A 19,606-nucleotide genomic window follows, 5' to 3' on the forward strand; every position below is an offset into this window, starting at 1 on the left:
GCCTTTCGGCATCGAATCAAAGTGGTCAAGTGCCGTGGCGCAAGCATTCTGCAAGGTGCGGAGCGAACACGAAGGGATGACGACTGCTTTGCTGTCCCGGATGCGAGTCACGATTCGCGGCGTATGAGCGCGGCACGTCGGGGTGCGCGCACGGGTACAATATGTCAGTTTGATGTCTGTCTTTAAATTGACCCATTAATCGGGATCGGGATTTTCATGTTCGGTCGTTTCATGCCCACTGAGGGCAAATTCTTCGAAATCTTCAACGCGCACGCCAAGTGCATCGTAGAGGCCAGCCGCGAGCTCGAGCTGCTGATCGACAACCTCGACGAAGCCGAGATGCACAAGCAGAAAGTGCAGGCGAACGAGAAGCGCGCCGACAAACTCACGCATGAAACCATCGACCTGCTGCACAAGACCTTCATCACGCCGCTCGACCGCGACGAGATCCACAAACTGATCACCACGATGGACGACATCCTCGATTTGATGGAGGACGTCGCCACGGCCATTTCGCTGTATGACGTGCGTGCGGTGACTTCGGAGGCGAGCCAGCTCGCGCACATCAGCACGGCGACGTGCGAGCGCGTGCAGCAAGCGGTCGGGCTGCTGTCCGACATGAAGCGCGCGAGCGAAATCCTGAAGATCTGTGAGGAAATCGACCGGCTCGAGTCGGACGCGGATCGCGTGCTGCGCTCGGCGATGTCGAAACTGTTCCGCGAGGAAGACGACGTGAAGACGCTCATCAAGCTGAAGGCGATCTACGAGCTGCTCGAGACGATCACCGACAAGTGCGAAGACGTCGCGAACATCATCGAAGGCATCGTGCTGGAAAACGCCTGACCGGCGGCGCTTTGAACTCCAGTCACCACACCATTCACTGATGCATTCGATTCAACTCGCCATCTGGGCCGTCGCGCTGCTCGTCATAGTCGCACTCGCGTTCGACTTCATGAACGGCTTCCACGACGCCGCCAATTCCATCGCCACGGTCGTCTCGACCGGCGTGCTCAAGCCGCAACAAGCGGTCGCCTTCGCGGCGGCGTTCAACGTCATCGCGTATTTCATCTTTCACCTGAAGGTCGCGGCCACGGTCGGGAAGGGCACCATCGATCCCGAGATCGTCGATCACTACGTGATCTTCGGCGCGCTGGTCGGCGCGATCGGCTGGAATATCGTCACCTGGATCTACGGCATTCCGTCGAGTTCGTCGCATGCGCTGATCGGCGGGCTGGTCGGCGCGGCGCTGGCCAAGTCGGGCTGGGGCTCGCTCAACTGGGACGGCCTGCTGAAGACGGTTGCGTTCATCTTCATCTCGCCGCTGCTGGGCTTCGTGCTCGGCTCGTTCTTCATGCTGCTGGTGTCGTGGCTGTATTTCCGCACGCCGCCCTCGAAGGTCGACCGGCGCTTCCGCCGCATGCAGCTGGTTTCGGCGGGTCTGTATTCGCTCGGCCACGGCGGCAATGATGCGCAGAAGACCATCGGCATCATCTGGATGCTGCTGATCGCCACCGGCTACGCGTCCGCCACCGCCGATGCGCCGCCGATCTGGGTCATCGGCTTGTGCTATCTCTCGATGGGTCTTGGCACGCTGTTCGGCGGCTGGCGCATCGTGCGGACGATGGGTCAGAAGATCACCAAGCTCAAGCCGGTCGGCGGTTTCTGCGCGGAGACGGGCGGGGCGATCACGCTGTTTCTCGCGTCGTTCCTCGGCATTCCGGTGTCCACCACGCATACCATCACGGGCGCGATCGTCGGCGTGGGCGCGACGCAGAAGTTCAGCGCGGTGCGCTGGGGCGTCGCGGGCAACATCGTGTGGGCGTGGATTCTGACCATTCCGGCCTCCGCCGCGCTCGCCGCAGCGGGTTGGTGGCTCGGACACCGCTTCCTTTAAGCGTCTTGAAGCGCGTCCGCCCTGCGTGACGGCAGGGCGGATGCGCATCAGATGATCGGCGACGAGACGCCGTCCATCGGAATCAGCGCGCCCGATACGTAACTCGCCCGGCGGCTCGCCAGGAACAGCGCGACGTCGGCGATTTCCTCCGGCTTCGCATAGCGGCCGAACGGCACCTTCGCCTGACTGTCGGCGAGCACCTGATCGCGCGTCACGCCTTGACGCTTCGCTTCGAGATCGAGCGCTTCCTCGACGCGTTCGGTAAGCGTCGAGCCCGGATTGATCGCGTTGATGCGGATGCCGAGCTTCGCATAGTGATGCGCCAGCCCCACGGTATTGAGCATCAGCGCGGCATTGGCGGCGCCGCCCGCGATGTGGATGTCGCTGGCCATCTTCCCACCCATCCCGATGATGTTGACGATGGCGCCCGGTTCCGCCTGCGGATCGGCGCGCAGGCGTTCGGCCATGCGCTTGAGCACCACTTGCTGCGGATATACGTAGGAGAAGTACTTGGCGTCCATCGCGGCCTTGTACGCGGCGGCGTCGAGCGTGTCGGGATCGTAGCGTTTTGCGGCGCCCGCGCTGTTGATCAGGATGTCGATGGGGCCGAGCGCCGCGCTCGCTTCCTCCACGACGTCGTCGGCGCTGTGCGCCTCGTGCAGGTCGGCGCGCGCAAGATGCACGTGATAGCCGCTGCTCGCGAGCTGCTCGCGGGCGCGGGCGAGATTGGCGGCATCGCGCGAGACGATGGCCACTTTCGCGCCTTCCGCGGCGAACGCCTTGGCGCAGGCGAAACCGATACCCTTGCTGCCGCCCGTGATCAGCACGACCTTGCCCGCCAGTCCCAAGTCCATGGTGTTGCGCTCCGTGGTGAAATCGATCGGAACACGATAGCAGACGCGCGCGACGGGCGTCAGTTCGTTCCGGTGGCGAAGCGGGCGATGGGGTCGTCGTTCGGTGCGGGACGCGGCGCGGCGAGCGAGCTGGTCGAGGCGCGCATCACGCGCACGGGCGGGTCTGCGGAAGCAGGCGTGGCGTTGTCATAGGCCGTTTGAGCCGTGCGCGCCTGTTGCTGCGCGGCGCGCGAACTGGGCGGCGGCGGCTCGAAGGCGTCGGCGGCGGCCTGGATCGGATCGGGTGACGCGTTGATCGCGGCCGTGGCGGCAGCAGGCGCGATCGCGCCGGCCGCTTGCGATTGCCGCTGCGCCGCACTCAGCGATGAAGGCGGCGGTTCAAAGGCGTCGGCGCTCGCGGTCACCGGGGCGGCTGGAGCCGCCTGAGCTACTGGAGCCGGCGCGGCGGCTTGAACTACGGGAGCCGCAGCGGGTGCCGCAGGCGCAGGCGATGCCAGGTAAGTCGGGCCATCGAACGGCGTCGGCGCGGCCTTAGGCGCGGCGACGCGGCGTATGCCGTCGAAACGCTTGGCCCAGTACGGATTCGTGAGGTAATCGAGACGCACCGTGCCGCCCGTCGATGGCGCGTTCACGAAGCGCAGCTTGCCGACATAGATGCCGACATGCGAATGCGGCCGCCCGGTCGTGTTGAAGAAGATCAGGTCGCCGGCGGCGATTTCGTCCGGTTCGACCGATTCGCCGCGCGAACTCATCTCGCCGGTGGTGCGCGGCAGATCGACGGACGCCGCGCGCCCGACGACATAGCGCACGAGGCCGCTGCAATCGAAGCCCGCATCGGGCGTGTTGCCGCCCCAGCGATACGGCACGCCGACGAGCGACATCGCCTGAATGGAGATTTCCTCGCGCCCGATGCTGTGATCGACGAAAGTCGGGAAACCGGGCGGCGGCTTGAAGGTGCGGGTGGCGGCGGTGCTGGACGCGGGCTTGCGCGTGGCCTGCTGCGGCGCGGAACCACACGCGGCGAGCAGCACGGACACGAGAAGCGGCAACCAGATTCGACGCATTGCAGAAGGCGAGCGCGTGCTCGCCAGTAAGGGCAGTGTGCCGATACTAGCCCGTCGCACGGGCGTGCGGCAAGCGCTGTTGAAGTTTTACATGAAGATTCGGCTGTAAGTGTTGCCGTCGCGGAACGGCGATATCACCGGAAACGTCATGAAAAACGGCCCGGCGGATCGCTCCGCCGGGCCGTGCATGGCAGCCGATAAAGCCGCTTAGAGAATGTCCGACGCGTAATCCGCGAGCCGCGAGCGTTCGCCGCGCGCCAGCGTCACGTGCCCGCTGTGCGTCCAGCCCTTGAAGCGGTCGACGACATACGTGAGCCCCGAACTGCCTTCGGTCAGATAAGGCGTGTCGATCTGCGCGATATTGCCGAGGCACACGATCTTCGTGCCCGGGCCCGCGCGCGTGACGAGCGTCTTCATCTGCTTGGGCGTCAGGTTCTGCGCTTCGTCGATGATCACGTACTTGTCGACGAACGTCCGGCCGCGCATGAAATTCATGCTCTTCACCTTGAGACGCGAGCGGATCAGCTCCTGCGTCGCGGCGCGGCCCCATTCGCCGGCGGCGTCATCGGTCTTCTGGAGCACTTCGAGGTTGTCGTCGAAGGCGCCCATCCACGGCTGCATCTTCTCTTCCTCGGTGCCCGGCAGGAAGCCGATGTCCTCGCCCACCGGCACGGTGGCCCGCGTCACGATGATCTCGTTGTAGCGCTTGTCGTCGAGCACCTGCGCGAGGCCCGCAGCGAGCGCCATCAGCGTCTTGCCGGTGCCGGCCTGGCCGAGCAGCGTGACAAAGTCGACTTCCGGGTTCATCAGCAGGTTGAGGGCGAAGTTCTGCTCGCGATTGCGCGCGGTGATGCCCCACACATTGTTCTTGTGATGGCCGTAGTCACGCAGCGTCTGCAGCAGCGCGGTCTTGCCGTTGAGTTCGCGCACCACGGCGTGGAACGACGGCTCGCCGTTCTGCGGCTCGAGATAGACGAACTCGTTGACGAGCATCGACGGGCACAGCGGACCGGTCACGCGGTAATACGTGGTGCCGGTCTTGGTGTCCTGCCAGCTTTCCATGCCCTTGGCATGCCGCGTCCAGAAGTCCTGCGGCAGCGCACGCACGCCGGAGTAGAGCAGGTCCTTGTCTTCGAGAACCTGATCGTTGAAGTAGTCTTCGGCGGGCAGTCCGAGCGCGTGCGCCTTGATGCGCATGTTGATGTCTTTCGACACCAGCACGACCTGGCTTTCCGGGCGCTCCTTCTGCAACGCACGCACGACGCCGAGGATCTGGTTGTCGGCCTTGCCGACCGGCAGGCCCTGGACCGGCTCGATGTCGGTGAGCGTCGTCTGGAAGTACAGGCGGCCGAGCGCGTCGCGGTTGCCCTGCGCGGCGAGCGGAATGCCTTCCGTCATCTTGCCCGCATGCGCGACGAGCGCGTCCAGCGTGCGGCTCACCTGACGCGCATTGCGCGCCACTTCGGACATGCCCTTCTTGTGGTTGTCGAGCTCTTCGAGCGTCATCATCGGCAGATAGACGTCGTGTTCCTCGAAGCGGAACAGCGAGCTCGGATCGTGCATCAGCACGTTGGTGTCGAGCACGAACAGCTTGCGCAATTCGGCTTCGGCAGCGGCGCCCTTGCGGCGTTTGCCGGACGCGCGCGTTTCCTTCGCGTTCGACGGGGCGCTCGCGACAGGCGCATCGGCCTGCTCAATGCGTTCGGCGCGTGCTTCGGTGTCGTCCTGTTTCGACCGGACGGGGGGCGCCGGCTGCAACAGCGCCGCGGTCTGCCGCGATTTGCGGCCGCGCGCGGGGATGGTGCCGGGCGCGGGCGGCGGCACGGCCGCATCCACCTGCGCTTCGGCGGGAATCTGGGTCAGCACTTCGCTGGCGATGGCGCGCAGCGTGTGCGCCGCGTTCGCGGGACGTTCGGCGGTGGCCGTGGCGGCGCCGCCATGGGCGTCGTCGTCGCTCGCTGCAGCGGGCTTCTTCGACGATTTCGAAGGCCGGGCTTTGGCCTTGTACTCGTCGGACGGAAGGAGATGGCCGAGCTTGGCCGGGGCGGTAGGCAAAGGCATGGTGTTCCCTCGAAAGGAATCGGGTCGTGTATCGTGCGCCGCCTGTCGCATCCTGCTCGTCCGCCCTCGCAGCGAGACGCGTGCCGCAGTTTGCGCCCGGCGGCGCGCTTCAATGTCGAAAACGCCGGTTCGCCTAGGTGTCGATCTGCTCCTCGGGATTGCGTCAGTGGATCATTGCGCGGTGGGGAAAGTGCGTCGCTCCGCGCGATGCCCAATAAAAAAGCCGCCGTTCCGACTACCGGAACCAGCGGCTGACTTCTCTTTCAGAGCGCCTGCGCCGACCCGCTGCCTCACCGCCCGGATAACCCGGATCCATGCCGACCGCGCCGCAGGGCGCACGACGGCTGGTGCCGGGAAGGAGGAAAGTGAAGGGACAGGCGCTCATTGCGAACCAATATATCGTGCCTCAAATGGCTTGTACAGCCTCCACGATGGCCTCGACGTGCCCCGGCACGCGCACGCCGCGGAACTCCTGCCGCAGCACGCCCTGGGCGTCGATCAGGAAGGTCGAGCGCTCGATGCCGCGCACTTCCTTGCCGTACATCTTCTTCATCTTGATGACATCGAACTGTGCGCAGATGGCTTCGTCGCCGTCCGACACCAGCGTGTAGGGCAGCTCCAGCTTGGCCTTGAAGTTGTCGTGCGACTTCACGCTGTCGCGCGAGATGCCGACCACTTCCGCGCCGGCCTTCCGGAACAGCTCGTAGTGGTCGCGGAACTGCAGGCTTTCGGTCGTGCAACCCGGCGTGTTGTCCTTCGGATAGAAAAACAGCACGACCTTCTTGCCGCGCAGGGAGGAGAGGGTGAACTCGCCGCCGGTTGCGGGTGCGGTGAAATCGGGAACGGGCTGGTCGACAGCGACTGACACGAAGGCTTCTCCGTTGTTGTGGATTGTTGGTGAGGGAGACGATCTGCACGCGCGCCGCGCGCGAGGCTCGGGCGCGCTGCCCGGGCGGGATTTCAGCCCGGCTGGACGATGAGTTCGCCCGCGCGGCCCGGAATCTCGCCCCACGTGACAGGGTACGTGGGCAGCGTCGCGCGGTCCAGCGCCGCATGATAATCGCCCATCGTGGCGAAGACGTGTCCCTGCGCGCGCCAGCCGGCCAGCAGTTCTCCGAACACGGGCGCGAGCTTCTGGCCTTCGAGCTCCGCGTGCAGCGTGAACACCTGGTCGTGCGGGTTGTTCTCGGTGTGCTTCAGCAGATGCGCGGCGACGTTGCTTTCGTCGACACCCGCCACGCCGAGCACTTCGTCGAGCGTCGGCAGGGTGGTGGGCATCTGCACGTGGTTCAGCGTGCGGCCGTCGAGCACGGGGATATAGGGCGTGTGGCCGCGGCCGTCGGACGCGTAGCGCATGCCCCACGCGTCGATCTGCTCGAACGCGTGGCCGTTCATCTGCCAGCCGGCCGCGCCGTGCGTGACGGGCGGCGCGCCGAAGATCTCGATGAAGCGCGCATGGCTCTGCTGCATCTGCGTCACGGTCCAGTCGCGGTCACGCGCGCGCACGTTGTCCTGCCAGTACACGTGGTCCCACGTATGGATGCCGCATTCGAAGCCGGCTTCGTGGATGGCGCGCATCTCCGACACGGCTTCGCGGCCGATGTCCGGTCCCGGCAGCAGCACGCCGTACATCAGCGTCCTGAGCCCGTAGTGCTCGACCACCGAGGTGCGCGACACCTTCTTCAGGAAGCCCGGCCGAAAGACGCGGCGCAAGGCCCAGCCGGTATGGTCCGGGCCGAGGCTGAAGAGGAAGGTGGCGCGCGCGGCGTACTGGTCGAGCAGACGCCCGAGGTTGGGCACGCCTTCGCGCGTGCCGCGCAGGGTATCGACGTCGATCTTGAGGACAATGCGTGCCACGCGGCTTCCTCGCCCTTACGCCTGCTCGACGAGCTTGCGGGCTTCGCCCACGTGCCCGCGATACGCTTCGAAGATCTTGCGCAGCGCGTCGTCCATGGTGGCCTGCGGGGCCCAGCCGAGTTCCTGCATCGTGTTGTCGATCTTCGGCACGCGGTTCTGCACGTCCTGGTAGCCCTCGCCGTAGTACGCGCCCGACGAGGTCTCGACGAGCTGGACTTTCTTCGCCGTGTCCGCGTATTCGGCATATTCGTTGGCGAGCGCCAGCATCTTGCCGGCCAGCTCGCGCACCGAGAAGTTGTTCTTCGGGTTGCCGATGTTATAGATCTTGCCGCTGGCCACGCCGCCCTTGTTCTCGATGATCTTCATCAGCGCGCCGATGCCATCGTCGATGTCGGTGAACGCGCGCTTCTGCGCGCCGCCGTCGACCAGGCTGATGTTCTCGCCGCGCACGATATGGCCGAGGAACTGCGTCACCACGCGCGACGACCCTTCCTTCGGCGTGTAGATGGAGTCAAGGCCCGGGCCGATCCAGTTGAACGGACGGAACAGCGTGAAGTTCAGGCCTTCCATGCCGTAGCCCCAGATCACACGGTCCATCAGCTGCTTGGAGCACGCGTAGATCCAGCGCGGCTTGTTGATCGGGCCGTAGGAGAGCTGCGAGTTCTCCGGGTCGAACTGCTCGTCGGTGCACATGCCGTACACCTCGGACGTCGACGGAAACACCAGGTGCTTGCCGTACTTCACGGCTGAACGGACGATGGGCAGGTTCGCCTCGAAGTCGAGTTCGAACACGCGCAGCGGCTGCTTCACGTAGGTGGCGGGCGTCGCGATGGCGACCAGCGGCAGGATCACGTCGCACTTCTTGACGTGATACTCGACCCACTCCTTGTTGATCGTGATGTCGCCTTCGAAGAAGTGCATCCGTTCGTGATTTGCGAGGTCGCCCAGACGATCGGTTTGCATGTCCATCCCGAAGACTTCCCAGTCGGTGGTCTCGAGGATGCGCTTGGACAGGTGGTGGCCGATGAAGCCGTTCACACCCAGGATCAGAACTTTTTTCATGAATGACGAGAGGATTGAGTGAGGCGGCCGAAAGCGGTGGCGAATTCGGCAGGGCTGATGGCGCGCTCGTCGCCCACGGGTTGACCGTCGGCGGACAGCGGCCGATGGCGCAATTCGTGGATGGCGATGACGCGGCCATCGCCGCACACGCCGAACAGCGCATTATCCGTCACGGCAAGGCCCGGGGGCAAACCGCGCAGCTCACCGAGCCTTTCCGGCGTGACGCCCGGTGCGCCGGTTTCCGGCACGAGCCGCGCACGCGCGACGATGAAGCGGTCAGCGCCGAGATCCGTGAACGCGCCCGGATAAGGCGGCGCCACGGCGCGAACCAGGTTGTAGACGCGCGCGGCCGGCTGCGTCCAGTCGATGCGCCCGTCTTCCGGCTTGCGCCCGCCGTAGTAGCTGCCGGCGGCGAGATCGTTCGGCAGGCGCGGCGCGTCGCCGGCCAGCAGCGCGGGCAGCACGCGCCAGAGCGTCTGCTCGGCGGCGACCACGGTCTTGTCGAAGACCTGCGCGGCGGTATCGTCGGGCAGGATGGGCACCGGCGTCTGCGCGAGGATCGCGCCGGCGTCGGGCTTCGCGGCCATTTCATGCAGCGTCGCGCCGGATTCGGTCTCGCCGTTGAGCACCGCCCAATTGGTGGGCACGCGGCCGCGGTACTTCGGCAGCAGCGAGCCGTGCATGTTGTACGCGCCGCGCCGCGCGAGCGACAGCAGCGCCACCGGCAGCATGTGCCGGTAGTAGAACGAGAAGATGAAGTCGGGTGCGAGGCGTTCGACGGCCTCGTGAAGCTCGGGCGACTTCGGATCGGCCGGGGTGAGCGTGGCGATGCCATGCTCCGCCGCCACCTGCGAGACGCTCCCGAACCAGATGTTCTCGCTCGCGCTGTCCTCGTGCGTGACGACGAGCGCGACCTCCACGCCGCGCGCGAGCAGCACCTGCAGGCAACGCACGCCGACGTCGTGATAGGCGAAGACGACTGCGCGCGGCTTCATGCGCCGTCTTCCTCGCGCGTGACCACGGCGACCTGCTGCACGGCGTCCTGCAGTGGCCGGGTGGCGGTGGGCAGGCCGTCGCGTTCTTCGAGGATGGTCTGCACCAGATAGCGCGGCCGCGCGCGCACTTGCTGGTAGATCCGGCCGATGTATTCGCCCAGCAGCCCGAGCGCGAAGATGATCACGCCGAGCATGAAGAAGGTGATGGCGAACAGGGTGAACACACCCTGGACTTCCGCGCCGAACATGAAGCGGCGGATCAGCAGCAGCAGGAACAGGCCCGCCGATCCCACCGAGAGAATCACGCCGATGAACGACAGCCATTGCAGCGGCACCACCGAGAACCCGGTGACCAGGTCGAAGTTCAGGCGGATGAGGCTGTAGAGCGAATACTTGGATTCGCCCGCGAAGCGCTCCTCGTGGGCCACGTCCACTTCGATCGGGTTCTGCGCGAAGGTGTAGGCGAGGGCCGGAATGAAGGTATTGATCTCGCCGCAGCGGTTGATCGTGTCGATGATATGGCGGCTGTAGGCGCGCAGCATGCAGCCCTGGTCCGTCATGCGGATCTTGGTGATGCGCTCGCGCAGCCGGTTCATCGCGCGCGACGCCTTCTTGCGCCACAGGCTGTCCTGGCGCTGCTGGCGGATCGTGCCGACGTAGTCGTAGCCCTCGTGCATCTTCGCCACCAGCTTGCCGATTTCCTCGGGCGGATTCTGCAGGTCGGCGTCGAGCGTGACGACGATCTCGCCGCGCGACTGCTCGAAGCCCGCGAGGATCGCCATATGCTGGCCGTAGTTGCCGTTCAGCAGGATGACGCGGGTAGTGTCGGGGCGCGCGTGGAACTGCTTCGCGAGCAGCGCCGCCGACTTGTCCCGGCTGCCGTCGTTGATGAAGATCACCTCGTACGACGTGCCGAGCGCGTCGAGCGCCGGATACAGGCGCTGGAACAGGGCGGCGAGGCCGGCTTCCTCGTTGTAGACGGGGATGATCACCGAAAGCTCGGGGGAAGTCGCCGGAAAATCGAAATGACTCATGTTGCGCTGGTTGTCCCTGGGTTGCCCGTGATTGGCGGGTGCATGTCTTGTGCGTTTCTCATGGCGTGTTCATCGCCCGAACTGCTCGCAGATCGCATCGATGGAGCTCACGACATGCTCCACGTCGGCGGTCTCCATCAGCGTGAAGAGCGGCAGCGTGAGCGTGGCCGCGCCGAGCTCCTCGGCATGCGGGAACATGCCTTCGTGGAAACCGCGCGCGCGATACAGCGTGAACAGATGCAGCGCCGGATAGTGCACGCCCGTGCCGACGCCGCGTTCCTTCATCTCCTCCATGAACTCGGCGCGCGTGAGCGTGAGCCGCTCCAGCGGCAACGCGATCTGGAACATGTGCCAGTTGGCGTCGCTGAAGTTGCGCAGCGGCAGGCCCGTGCCGAGGCGCACGGCGGCGCCGCCTTCAAACGCGTCGAAGTACGCGCGCGCCAGCTGGCGGCGTTTTTCCGTGAAGCGGTCGATCTGGCGCAACTGGCCGAGCCCGACGCGCGCCGCGACGTCGGTCAGGTTGTACTTGCCGCCGAGGACGTCGCAGTCCATGCCGTCGAAACCGGTCCGCGTAATGCCTTGCAGGCGGTACTTGCGCGCAAGCTCCGCCTCGTCCTCGTTGTTGAGCACGAGCGCGCCGCCTTCGATCGACGTCAGGTTCTTGTTCGCGTGGAAGCTGAACGAGACCAGGTCGCCGAGGGCGCCGATGCGATTGCCGTTCCAGCTCGACCCGAAGGCCTGCGCCGCGTCCTCGATCACGCGCAGCCCGTGCGCCCGCGCGATCTCATAGAGCCGGTCCATGTCCACCGGCAGCCCCGCCAGATACACCGGCATGATGGCTTTCGTGCGCGGCGTGATGGCGGCTTCGAGCAGGTTCAGGTCGAGATTGCGCGTGACCGGATCGATGTCGACGAACACCGGCGTCGCGCCCACTTCGAGGATCACGTTCGCCGTGGACACCCAGGTCATCGGCGTGGTGATGACTTCGTCGCCCGCGCCGACGCCCGCGATGCGCAGGCCGATTTCCATCGTGCAGGTGCCGGAGTTGAACACCCGCACCGGCCGGCCGCCGCAATACGCCGACAGCTCCGCTTCGAACTGCTGGTTCTGCGGGCCGGTGGTGATCCAGCCCGAACGCAGCACGTCGACCACGCCCTGGATGGTTTCTTCGTCGATGTCGGGCTTCACGAAAGGCAGGAACGGCCGCGAGGTTTGAGTCATGGGCTATGCGTTGTAATTGATGATTGATCCGGACAGGGCCGCCGCGGGTCGGGACGCGAGGCAGGCCGCGCTTCAGCCGCGCGCGAGCACCACCACGCCGACCAGGATGATGCCGATGCCGATGAGCCGCTGCATCGACAGCACTTCGCCGAACAGGTACCACGCCGCGAATGCGTTGACGACGTAGCCGAGCGAGAGCATCGGATAGGCGATCGACACGTCCACGCGCGACAGCCCGACGATCCACACGACCACGCTCAGCACATAACAGCTCAGTCCGCCGATGATCGGAAGCTGCGTGGCGATCTTCATCCCGACGGGCACGATATTGGCAGGCGTGAAGTCGAAATGGCCCACCGCGTTCACGCCGGCTTTGAGCAGCAACTGGGCGCATGCGTTCAACGATACGCCGATGATGATGCAAATGAGAGAAATCAGGTTCATCGTGAAAGGTCGGGTGCGGATCTAGGATACCCGGTTCGCCGCCAAATGCCGCACGGCCGTGCGCTTCAAGTGCGCGGCCGAAAGGCATTCGAAGGCTCAGGGCTGTGGTTTCTCGACGATCACGCGACGCTCGTCGCGCGCGATCACCTGCATGGGCACGTGACGTTTCTCCAGCTCGTCGTAACGATAGGGCGGCATCAGCGCGAGCGCGGCGTGCTCCGAATCCCAGATCCGGACCCATTCGTCGATGCTCGGCACCCATTTCTGCGGCTCCGCATGCACGCCGAAGGTCAGTTCGTCCGCTTCGCCGACCATGATCATCGTGTGGCCGAGGTAGAAGGGCATCGTGTGATCGAGCTTGGCGATCGAATAGAAGGGCGTGTCGGGCGGCAGTTTCGCCATCGCGGCCTTGACGGACGGCACGAGCTGCACGCCCGAACTCTGCGTGCCGAAGACATCGTGGCCGGAGCCGGCGATCGTGCCCAGCAGCAGCCACGCGGCGCCCAGTCCGGTGGCGCCCGCCAGCACGCTGCGGCGGTTCAGCCACAGCGCGACCAGCGTCGCGACGAAGGCCACGGCGAGCCCGGCCCACACCCACAGCTGGAAGACGCGATAGAGCGCGTTCGGCGTGTTGGCGCTGCCCGCACGGCCGATGAAGATCGCCCCGAGCGCCGCCGCGACCAGGAACACGGCATAGCCGATCAGATGCATGCGGTAGCGCTGCGGCGTCAGCGACGGCAGATAGAGCCCGATCACCAGCGCCAGCGCCGGCGCGACGGGCAGCACGTAGGAGATGAGCTTCGAGTGCGACGCGCTGAAGAACAGGAAGATGAACGCCGACCAGATCAGCAGCAGGGTGACGGGCGCGAAGCCGTTCGGCTGGCGCGGCGTGCGGATGCCGTGCCAGACGCTCTGTGCGGCCACCGACAGCCACGGCAGGAAGCCGACCAGCAGCACGGGCACGAAGTAATAGAACGCGCCCGGGCGATTCTGCTCGGGCGTCAGATATCTCTGAAATTGCTGGACGATGAAGAAGAAGTTGAAGAATTCGGGATTCTTCATCTGCACGAGCACGAACCACGGCGCGGTGATGACCAGGAACACGATCAGCCCGCTGCCGATATAGAGCCGCTTCCAGAGTGCCCAGTCGCGCGCGACGAGCGAATAGAGGATCAGCACGGCGCCCGGCAGGATCAGCCCGACCAGACCCTTCGACAGCACCGCCGCGGCCATGCCGGCCCAGCACAGCCACATCCAGCCGCGCACGGCGCGCGCCGGGAGGCCGGGACGCTGCGCCAGCAGCAGCGCGCACAGCGTGACCTGCATCCAGAACGACAGGGCCATGTCGAGCGTGTTGAAGTGGCCCATCAGGTTCCAGTAGGGGCAGGTCGCGAGCACCACGGCGGCGGCGAACCCCGTCATCGCGTTGAACACGCGCGTGCCGGTATAGCCCACCAACAGCACGCCGGCAAAGCCCGTGAGCGCCGTGTAAAGCCGAGCTTGCCATTCGCCGATGCCGAACCACGCGAAGGTCAGCGCGTTTGCCCAAGTTTGCAGGGGCGGTTTCTCGAAATACTTGTAGCCGTTGTAGCGCGGCGTGATCCAGTCGCCGGTCACGAACATCTCGCGGGCCATTTCGGCGTAGCGGCCTTCGTCGCTCGGCACCAGATGGCGATAGCCCAGCGGCCCGAACCAGACGAGCGCGAGCGCCAGGACCAGAAGAATGAGCGCGAGACGGGTGAGCGGTAGCCGCGAAGGCGTATCGTTCATGAAGTCGACCTGTCCGATGCCGCGATGCGCGGCGCTAGTGGAACGAAAGGGGCGGGAACGCCCGGTGGTTCGGGGTATTCGCGGCGTCGGGCGCGTCTGCGTTGCCGCCGCGCCGGTCCCGCGTCCTGCGGTCCGTTGCCATGAATGCCGGGCGGGAGTTTATCAGTACGCCACGGCGCGACCTGCTGGAGCGTGCTCGCCTGCATCGCAGCCTGCACCGATTTCAGGCGCGCGGCCGGAGTCTGCCAGCCGTTCCTTAACGGTTCCTTAGCGCACTCCGGGCGTATGCCCCGAATCGATCAGCGCGCGATCAGCGCTCGATCAGCAAGGCCGCCGCCACGCGCCGGCCTTCGGACATCAGGATGTTGTAGGTCCGGCAGGCGGCGCCGAAGTCCATCGTTTCGACGCCGATGCGATGCTGGGCCAGGCTCGCCGTCAGGCGCGGATGCGGAAAGCGCAGGCGCGTGCCGCTGCCGAAGATGACCACCTCGGGCGCGCCTTCTATCAGCGCCTGGAAGTGCTCAGGGGCCAGCGCGTCGAACGACGCAACCGGCCATGCGGTCACCGGCGTTTCGGGCATCACGATCACGCTGCCTTCGTGCCGTTCGAGGTTGATCGCGACGAATCCGTCTCCGTAGCTCGTGATGGTATTGAGTGCGCTGGTGGAATCCTGGTGAAGTTTCAAAACAGTGATCCGGCAGGGAAGGGATGAAGGGCCCGGCAAGTGTTACGCGACGTGCAGGCCGGCGGACGCGCCGGCCAGATCACGCGCGCCCGCCCGCAGGGCGCGGCGGCGCGGCTTTGGTGCATTGCGCAACGGAGCCATAATCAGTAAATTATAACTTTCCGGCTGCCGGGCCCGCTCGCGCCGCCCGTTGCGCTCGCTGCCGCCACAAGCCGCCATCGCGCGCAATCGCCGCCTCCGGCTTAGTCCCCGGTCCGCAACGCTCAAGCCTACCCGGCGCTGCGTCTAGAATATGTCGTCCGACGCCCGGGCGGCTTGCCCGAAACTCATCAGCCCAGGTTGAAGTCGCTTTCGAAGCCCAGGCTCCCCATCCCGGTCTGCCACGCTCGTCTGCACGCTGTCCGCGCGCGAGGCTGGACGCACGGACGACCGGGCCGGAATCGCGCAACCTCAGGCGTGCAACATCAGCGGTTACGACGCCCAAGCCGCATCGAACCAGACAACGTCCGTCCACACATCCAGACCAGAGCGCCAGCCGTGAAACCGATTCTGAAATCCAACAAGCTGCAAAACGTCTGCTACGACATTCGCGGACCCGTGCTCGAGCACGCGAAGCGCCTCGAGGAAGAAGGCCACCGCATCATCAAGCTCAACATCGGCAATCTGGCCCCGTTCGGTTTCGAGGCGCCCGACGAGATCATCCAGGACATGATCCGCAACCTGCCGGGTTCGTCGGGTTACTCGGATTCGAAAGGCGTGTTCGCCGCGCGCAAGGCGATCATGCATTACACGCAGCAGAAGGGCGTGGAAGGGGTGGGTCTGGACGACATCTACATCGGCAATGGTGCGTCCGAGCTGATCGTCATGGCCATGCAGGCGCTCCTCAACGACGGCGACGAAGTCCTGCTGCCCGCGCCCGACTATCCGCTGTGGACGGCGGCCGTGAGCCTTTCGGCCGGCACGCCGCGGCACTACCTGTGCGACGAAGGCAACGGCTGGATGCCCGACCTCGACGACATCCGCGCGAAGATCACGCCGAACACCAAGGCGCTCGTCGTCATCAACCCGAACAACCCGACCGGCGCGCTGTACTCGGATCAGCTGCTGCTGGACCTGATTGCGATCGCGCGCGAGCACGGCCTCATCATTTTCGCCGACGAGGTCTATGACAAGATCATCTACGACGGCCTCACGCACACGTCGATGGCCGCGCTCTCCGAAGACGTCATCACGGTGACCTTCAACAGCCTGTCGAAGAGCTATCGCTCGTGCGGCTACCGCGCGGGCTGGATGGCCATTTCCGGGCTGATCGAAGAGAACCGCCGCCGCGCGAAGGACTATCTCGAAGGGCTGGGCATCCTGGCGTCGATGCGCCTGTGCCCGAACGTCCCGGGCCAGTACGCGATCCAGACGGCGCTCGGCGGCTACCAGAGCATCAACGACCTGATCCTGCCGGGCGGACGCCTCTACAAGCAGCGCGAGCTCGCCTACGACATGCTCACCGCCATTCCGGGCGTGACCTGCGTGAAGCCGCAGGCGGCGCTCTACATGTTCCCGCGCCTCGATCCGAAGATGTACCCGATCCAGGACGACCAGCAGTTCATCACGGATCTCCTGCTGGAGGAGCGCGTGCTGCTGGTGCAGGGCACGGGCTTCAACTGGCCGACGCCGGATCACTTCCGCGTGGTTTTCCTGCCGAATGTCGACGACCTTGCCGACTCCGTGAATCGCATCGCCCGATTCCTCGACGGTTATCGCAAACGCCACTCCGCTTAATTTCCCTTTTAAAGAAGCACGCTGCATGGAACCGATCAAAGTAGGACTATTGGGCTTCGGCACGGTCGGCAGCGGCACCTTCACGGTGCTGCGCCGCAACCAGGAAGAAATCAAACGCCGGGCGGGCCGCGGCATCGAAATCTCGCGCATCGCCCTGCGCACGCCGGCCAAGGCCGAAGCGGCCACGGCGCAAGGCATTGCGGTGACGGACGACTTCAATGCGGTGGTGGACGACCCGTCCATCGCGATCGTCTGCGAAATGATCGGCGGCACGGGCTTCGCGCGCGAACTCGTGCTGCGCGCCATCGCCAACGGCAAGCACGTGGTCACCGCCAACAAGGCGCTGCTCGCGGTGCACGGCACGGAAATCTTCGAAGCGGCGCGCGCCAAGGGCGTCATGGTCGCGTTCGAAGCCGCGGTGGCCGGCGGCATTCCGATCATCAAGGCGCTGCGCGAAGGCCTGACGGCGAACCGCATCGCGTACATCGCCGGCATCATCAACGGCACCACGAACTACATCCTCTCCGAAATGCGCGACCGCGGGCTCGACTTCGCCACTGCGCTCAAGGCCGCGCAGGAACTCGGCTACGCGGAAGCGGACCCGACCTTCGACATCGAAGGCGTCGACGCCGCGCACAAGGTCACGATCATGAGCGCCATTGCGTTCGGCGTGCCGGTGCAGTTCGAGCGCGCCTACGTGGAAGGCATCAGCAAGCTCGCCGCCATCGACATCCGCTATGCCGAAGACCTCGGCTACCGCATCAAGCTGCTGGGCATCGCGCGGCGCACGGAACAGGGCATCGAACTGCGCACGCATCCCACGCTGATCCCGGCGAAGCGCCTGCTGGCGAACGTCGAGGGCGCGATGAACGCGGTCGTCGTGCATGGCGACGCGGTCGGCACCACGCTGTACTACGGCAAGGGCGCGGGCGCGGAGCCGACGGCATCGGCGGTGGTCGCGGATCTCGTCGACGTGACGCGCCTGCATACGGCGGATCCGGAGCATCGCGTGCCGCACCTGGCGTTCCAGCCGGACAGCCTCTCGAACACCCCCATCCTGCCGATCGACGACGTGACGAGCGGCTACTACCTGCGTCTGCGCGTCGCCGACGTGACCGGCGTGCTCGCCAACATCACGCGCATCCTGGCGGACAAGGGCATTTCCATCGACGCGCTGTTGCAGAAGGAGTCGGAGGAAGTGGACGGCGCCGGCAAGGGCGAGACCGACATCATCCTCATCACGCACGAGACGGTGGAAAAGAACGTGAACGCGGCGATCGCGGAGATCGAGGCGCTGTCCACGGTGGTCTCGAAGGTGACGAAGCTGCGCATGGAAGCGCTCAACTGATCAGGTACGTGACATGAACTACATTTCGACGCGCGGCGCGGGCAGCAACGAGCGCCACACGTTCTCCGACATCCTGCTGGGCGGACTCGCGAAAGACGGCGGCCTGTATCTGCCGGCGGATTATCCGAAAGTCGGCGCCGACGAACTCGCGCGCTGGCGCACGCTGTCGTACGCGGATCTCGCGTTCGAGGTGCTCTCGAAGTTCAGCGACGACATTCCCGCCGCCGATCTCCGCTCGCTCACGCGCAAGACCTACACCGCGCAGGTGTACAGCAACGTGCGCCACGAGGAAAGCGCGGTGCAGATCACGCCGCTCAGGACGCTCGGCGTCGAGAACGGCACGGCGCTGTCGCTGCTGGAACTGTCGAACGGTCCGACGCTCGCGTTCAAGGACATGGCGATGCAGCTGCTGGGCAACCTGTTCGAGTACGCGCTGGCGAAACATGGCGAGACGCTGAACATCCTGGGCGCCACCTCCGGCGACACCGGCAGCGCCGCCGAATACGCGATGCGCGGCAAGGCCGGCGTACGCGTGTTCATGCTTTCGCCGCACAAGAAGATGAGCGCGTTCCAGACGGCGCAGATGTTCTCGCTGCAGGATCCCAACATCTTCAACCTCGCGGTGGAAGGCAACTTCGACCATTGCCAGGACATCGTGAAGGCTGTGTCCAACGATCACGCCTACAAGGCGCGCCACAAGATCGGCACGGTCAATTCGATCAACTGGGCGCGCGTCGTCGCGCAGATTGTGTACTACTTCCGCGGCTATTTCGCGGCGACCACGGACAACAGCCAGAAGGTGTCGTTCACGGTGCCGTCGGGCAATTTCGGCAACGTGTGCGCGGGACACATCGCGCGCATGATGGGCCTGCCGATCGACCAATTGGTTGTCGCCACGAATGAAAACGACGTGCTCGACGAGTTCTTCCGCACCGGTGTGTATCGCGTGCGCGGCGCGGCGGAGACATATCACACGACGAGCCCGAGCATGGACATCTCGAAGGCGTCGAACTTCGAGCGGTTCGTGTACGACCTGCTCGGACGCGATCCGGCGCGCGTGCTGCAACTGTTCCACGACGTCGAGGAAAAGGGCGGCTTCGACCTCGCCGCGAGCGGCGATTTCGCGCGCGTGAAGGAATTCGGCTTCGTGTCGGGCAAGAGCGGACACGACGACCGCGTGAACACCATTCGCGACGTGTTTGAGCGCTATCACACGATGATCGACACCCATACGGCGGATGGCGTGAAGGTCGCGCGCGAGAACCTGAAGCCCGGCGTGCCGATGATCGTTCTCGAAACCGCGCAGCCGATCAAGTTCGGCGAAACGATCCGCGAAGCGCTGAATCGCGAGCCGGAGCGTCCGGCGGCGTTCGCGGGACTTGAAAAACTGCCACAAAGGTTCGATATCGTTCCTGCGGATGCAGACGTCGTGAAAGCGTTCATCGCCGAGCGCACCTGACCACAGGCGCGCGTCCGCCACGTGCGGAATGTCGCAGGAACGCACGGGGCGCAGCGGCTATCGCTGCGCCCCGAATCGTTTA

17 protein-coding genes are annotated in these 19,606 nt (G+C 65.3%); 5 read left to right on the plus strand and 12 right to left on the minus strand.

The genetic code is table 11. The features are described from left to right. The first annotated feature begins 216 nt into the window (after positions 1-216). Complete coding sequence (locus QCE83_RS06205; protein ID WP_309808186.1) at positions 217-843, plus strand: DUF47 domain-containing protein; 627 nt, start codon at positions 217-219, stop codon at positions 841-843. A gap of 40 nt (positions 844-883) precedes the next feature. Next, on the plus strand, positions 884-1,894 hold the full coding sequence (locus QCE83_RS06210) for an anion permease (RefSeq protein ID WP_309808188.1): 1,011 nt from the start codon (positions 884-886) through the stop codon (positions 1,892-1,894). Between the two features lie 47 nt (positions 1,895-1,941). On the opposite strand, the gene QCE83_RS06215 is transcribed toward QCE83_RS06210, so the two are convergent. From QCE83_RS06215 to QCE83_RS06270, 12 genes are all read right to left on the minus strand, one after another. After that, positions 1,942-2,748 (minus strand): SDR family oxidoreductase, encoded by an 807-nt coding sequence (locus QCE83_RS06215; RefSeq protein WP_309808189.1) that lies wholly within the window; start codon positions 2,746-2,748, stop codon positions 1,942-1,944. A 59-nt stretch (positions 2,749-2,807) separates the two neighbouring features. Further along, entirely contained in the window at positions 2,808-3,812 is a 1,005-nt protein-coding gene (locus QCE83_RS06220) for a C40 family peptidase (RefSeq protein WP_309808190.1), read from the minus strand. Positions 3,813-4,019: 207 nt separating this feature from the next. Further along, complete coding sequence (locus QCE83_RS06225; protein WP_309808191.1) at positions 4,020-5,873, minus strand: PhoH family protein; 1,854 nt, start codon at positions 5,871-5,873, stop codon at positions 4,020-4,022. A 406-nt stretch (positions 5,874-6,279) separates the two neighbouring features. Then, positions 6,280-6,741: a peroxiredoxin gene (locus QCE83_RS06230; RefSeq protein WP_309808192.1), complete on the minus strand. Its 462-nt coding sequence runs from the start codon at positions 6,739-6,741 to the stop codon at positions 6,280-6,282. A gap of 92 nt (positions 6,742-6,833) precedes the next feature. Beyond that, a complete protein-coding gene (locus QCE83_RS06235; RefSeq protein ID WP_309808193.1) occupies positions 6,834-7,730 on the minus strand; it encodes a polysaccharide deacetylase family protein in 897 nt (298 codons plus the stop codon). 15 nt (positions 7,731-7,745) lie between these two features. Beyond that, on the minus strand, positions 7,746-8,792 hold the full coding sequence (locus tag QCE83_RS06240; protein ID WP_309808194.1) for a bifunctional UDP-4-keto-pentose/UDP-xylose synthase: 1,047 nt from the start codon (positions 8,790-8,792) through the stop codon (positions 7,746-7,748). Continuing rightward, entirely contained in the window at positions 8,789-9,787 is a 999-nt protein-coding gene (locus QCE83_RS06245; protein ID WP_309808195.1) for a formyltransferase, read from the minus strand. Before QCE83_RS06245 ends, QCE83_RS06240 begins: the two co-directional genes overlap by 4 nt. Continuing rightward, the gene (locus QCE83_RS06250) at positions 9,784-10,821 is read right to left on the minus strand and encodes a glycosyltransferase (protein ID WP_309808196.1); all 1,038 of its coding nucleotides are present in this window, start codon (positions 10,819-10,821) and stop codon (positions 9,784-9,786) included. The genes QCE83_RS06245 and QCE83_RS06250 overlap by 4 nt, the downstream gene beginning before the upstream one ends. 69 nt (positions 10,822-10,890) lie before the next feature. Continuing rightward, the gene (locus QCE83_RS06255) at positions 10,891-12,042 is read right to left on the minus strand and encodes a DegT/DnrJ/EryC1/StrS aminotransferase family protein (protein WP_309808197.1); all 1,152 of its coding nucleotides are present in this window, start codon (positions 12,040-12,042) and stop codon (positions 10,891-10,893) included. Between the two features lie 72 nt (positions 12,043-12,114). After that, positions 12,115-12,486, minus strand: a complete 372-nt coding sequence (locus QCE83_RS06260; RefSeq protein ID WP_309808198.1) for an SMR family transporter — start codon at positions 12,484-12,486, stop codon at positions 12,115-12,117. A 96-nt stretch (positions 12,487-12,582) separates the two neighbouring features. Continuing rightward, positions 12,583-14,256, minus strand: coding sequence for a glycosyltransferase family 39 protein (locus QCE83_RS06265; RefSeq protein WP_309808199.1), 1,674 nt, complete (start codon positions 14,254-14,256; stop codon positions 12,583-12,585). 310 nt (positions 14,257-14,566) lie between these two features. Further along, positions 14,567-14,941, minus strand: a complete 375-nt coding sequence (locus QCE83_RS06270; protein ID WP_309808200.1) for an Mth938-like domain-containing protein — start codon at positions 14,939-14,941, stop codon at positions 14,567-14,569. 537 nt (positions 14,942-15,478) lie between these two features. Here QCE83_RS06270 and QCE83_RS06275 point away from each other — a divergent pair. From QCE83_RS06275 to thrC, 3 genes are read left to right on the plus strand one after another with little or no spacing between them, the layout of a single operon-like run. Next, positions 15,479-16,717 (plus strand): pyridoxal phosphate-dependent aminotransferase, encoded by a 1,239-nt coding sequence (locus QCE83_RS06275; RefSeq protein ID WP_309808201.1) that lies wholly within the window; start codon positions 15,479-15,481, stop codon positions 16,715-16,717. 25 nt (positions 16,718-16,742) lie between these two features. After that, a complete protein-coding gene (locus QCE83_RS06280) occupies positions 16,743-18,065 on the plus strand; it encodes a homoserine dehydrogenase (protein WP_309808202.1) in 1,323 nt (440 codons plus the stop codon). A 13-nt stretch (positions 18,066-18,078) separates the two neighbouring features. After that, entirely contained in the window at positions 18,079-19,524 is a 1,446-nt protein-coding gene (gene thrC / locus QCE83_RS06285; protein WP_309808204.1) for a threonine synthase, read from the plus strand. Positions 19,525-19,606: the final 82 nt, after the last annotated feature.

The sequence above is a fragment of the Caballeronia sp. LZ034LL genome (assembly GCF_031451215.1).
Classification (GTDB): Bacteria; Pseudomonadota; Gammaproteobacteria; order Burkholderiales; family Burkholderiaceae; genus Caballeronia.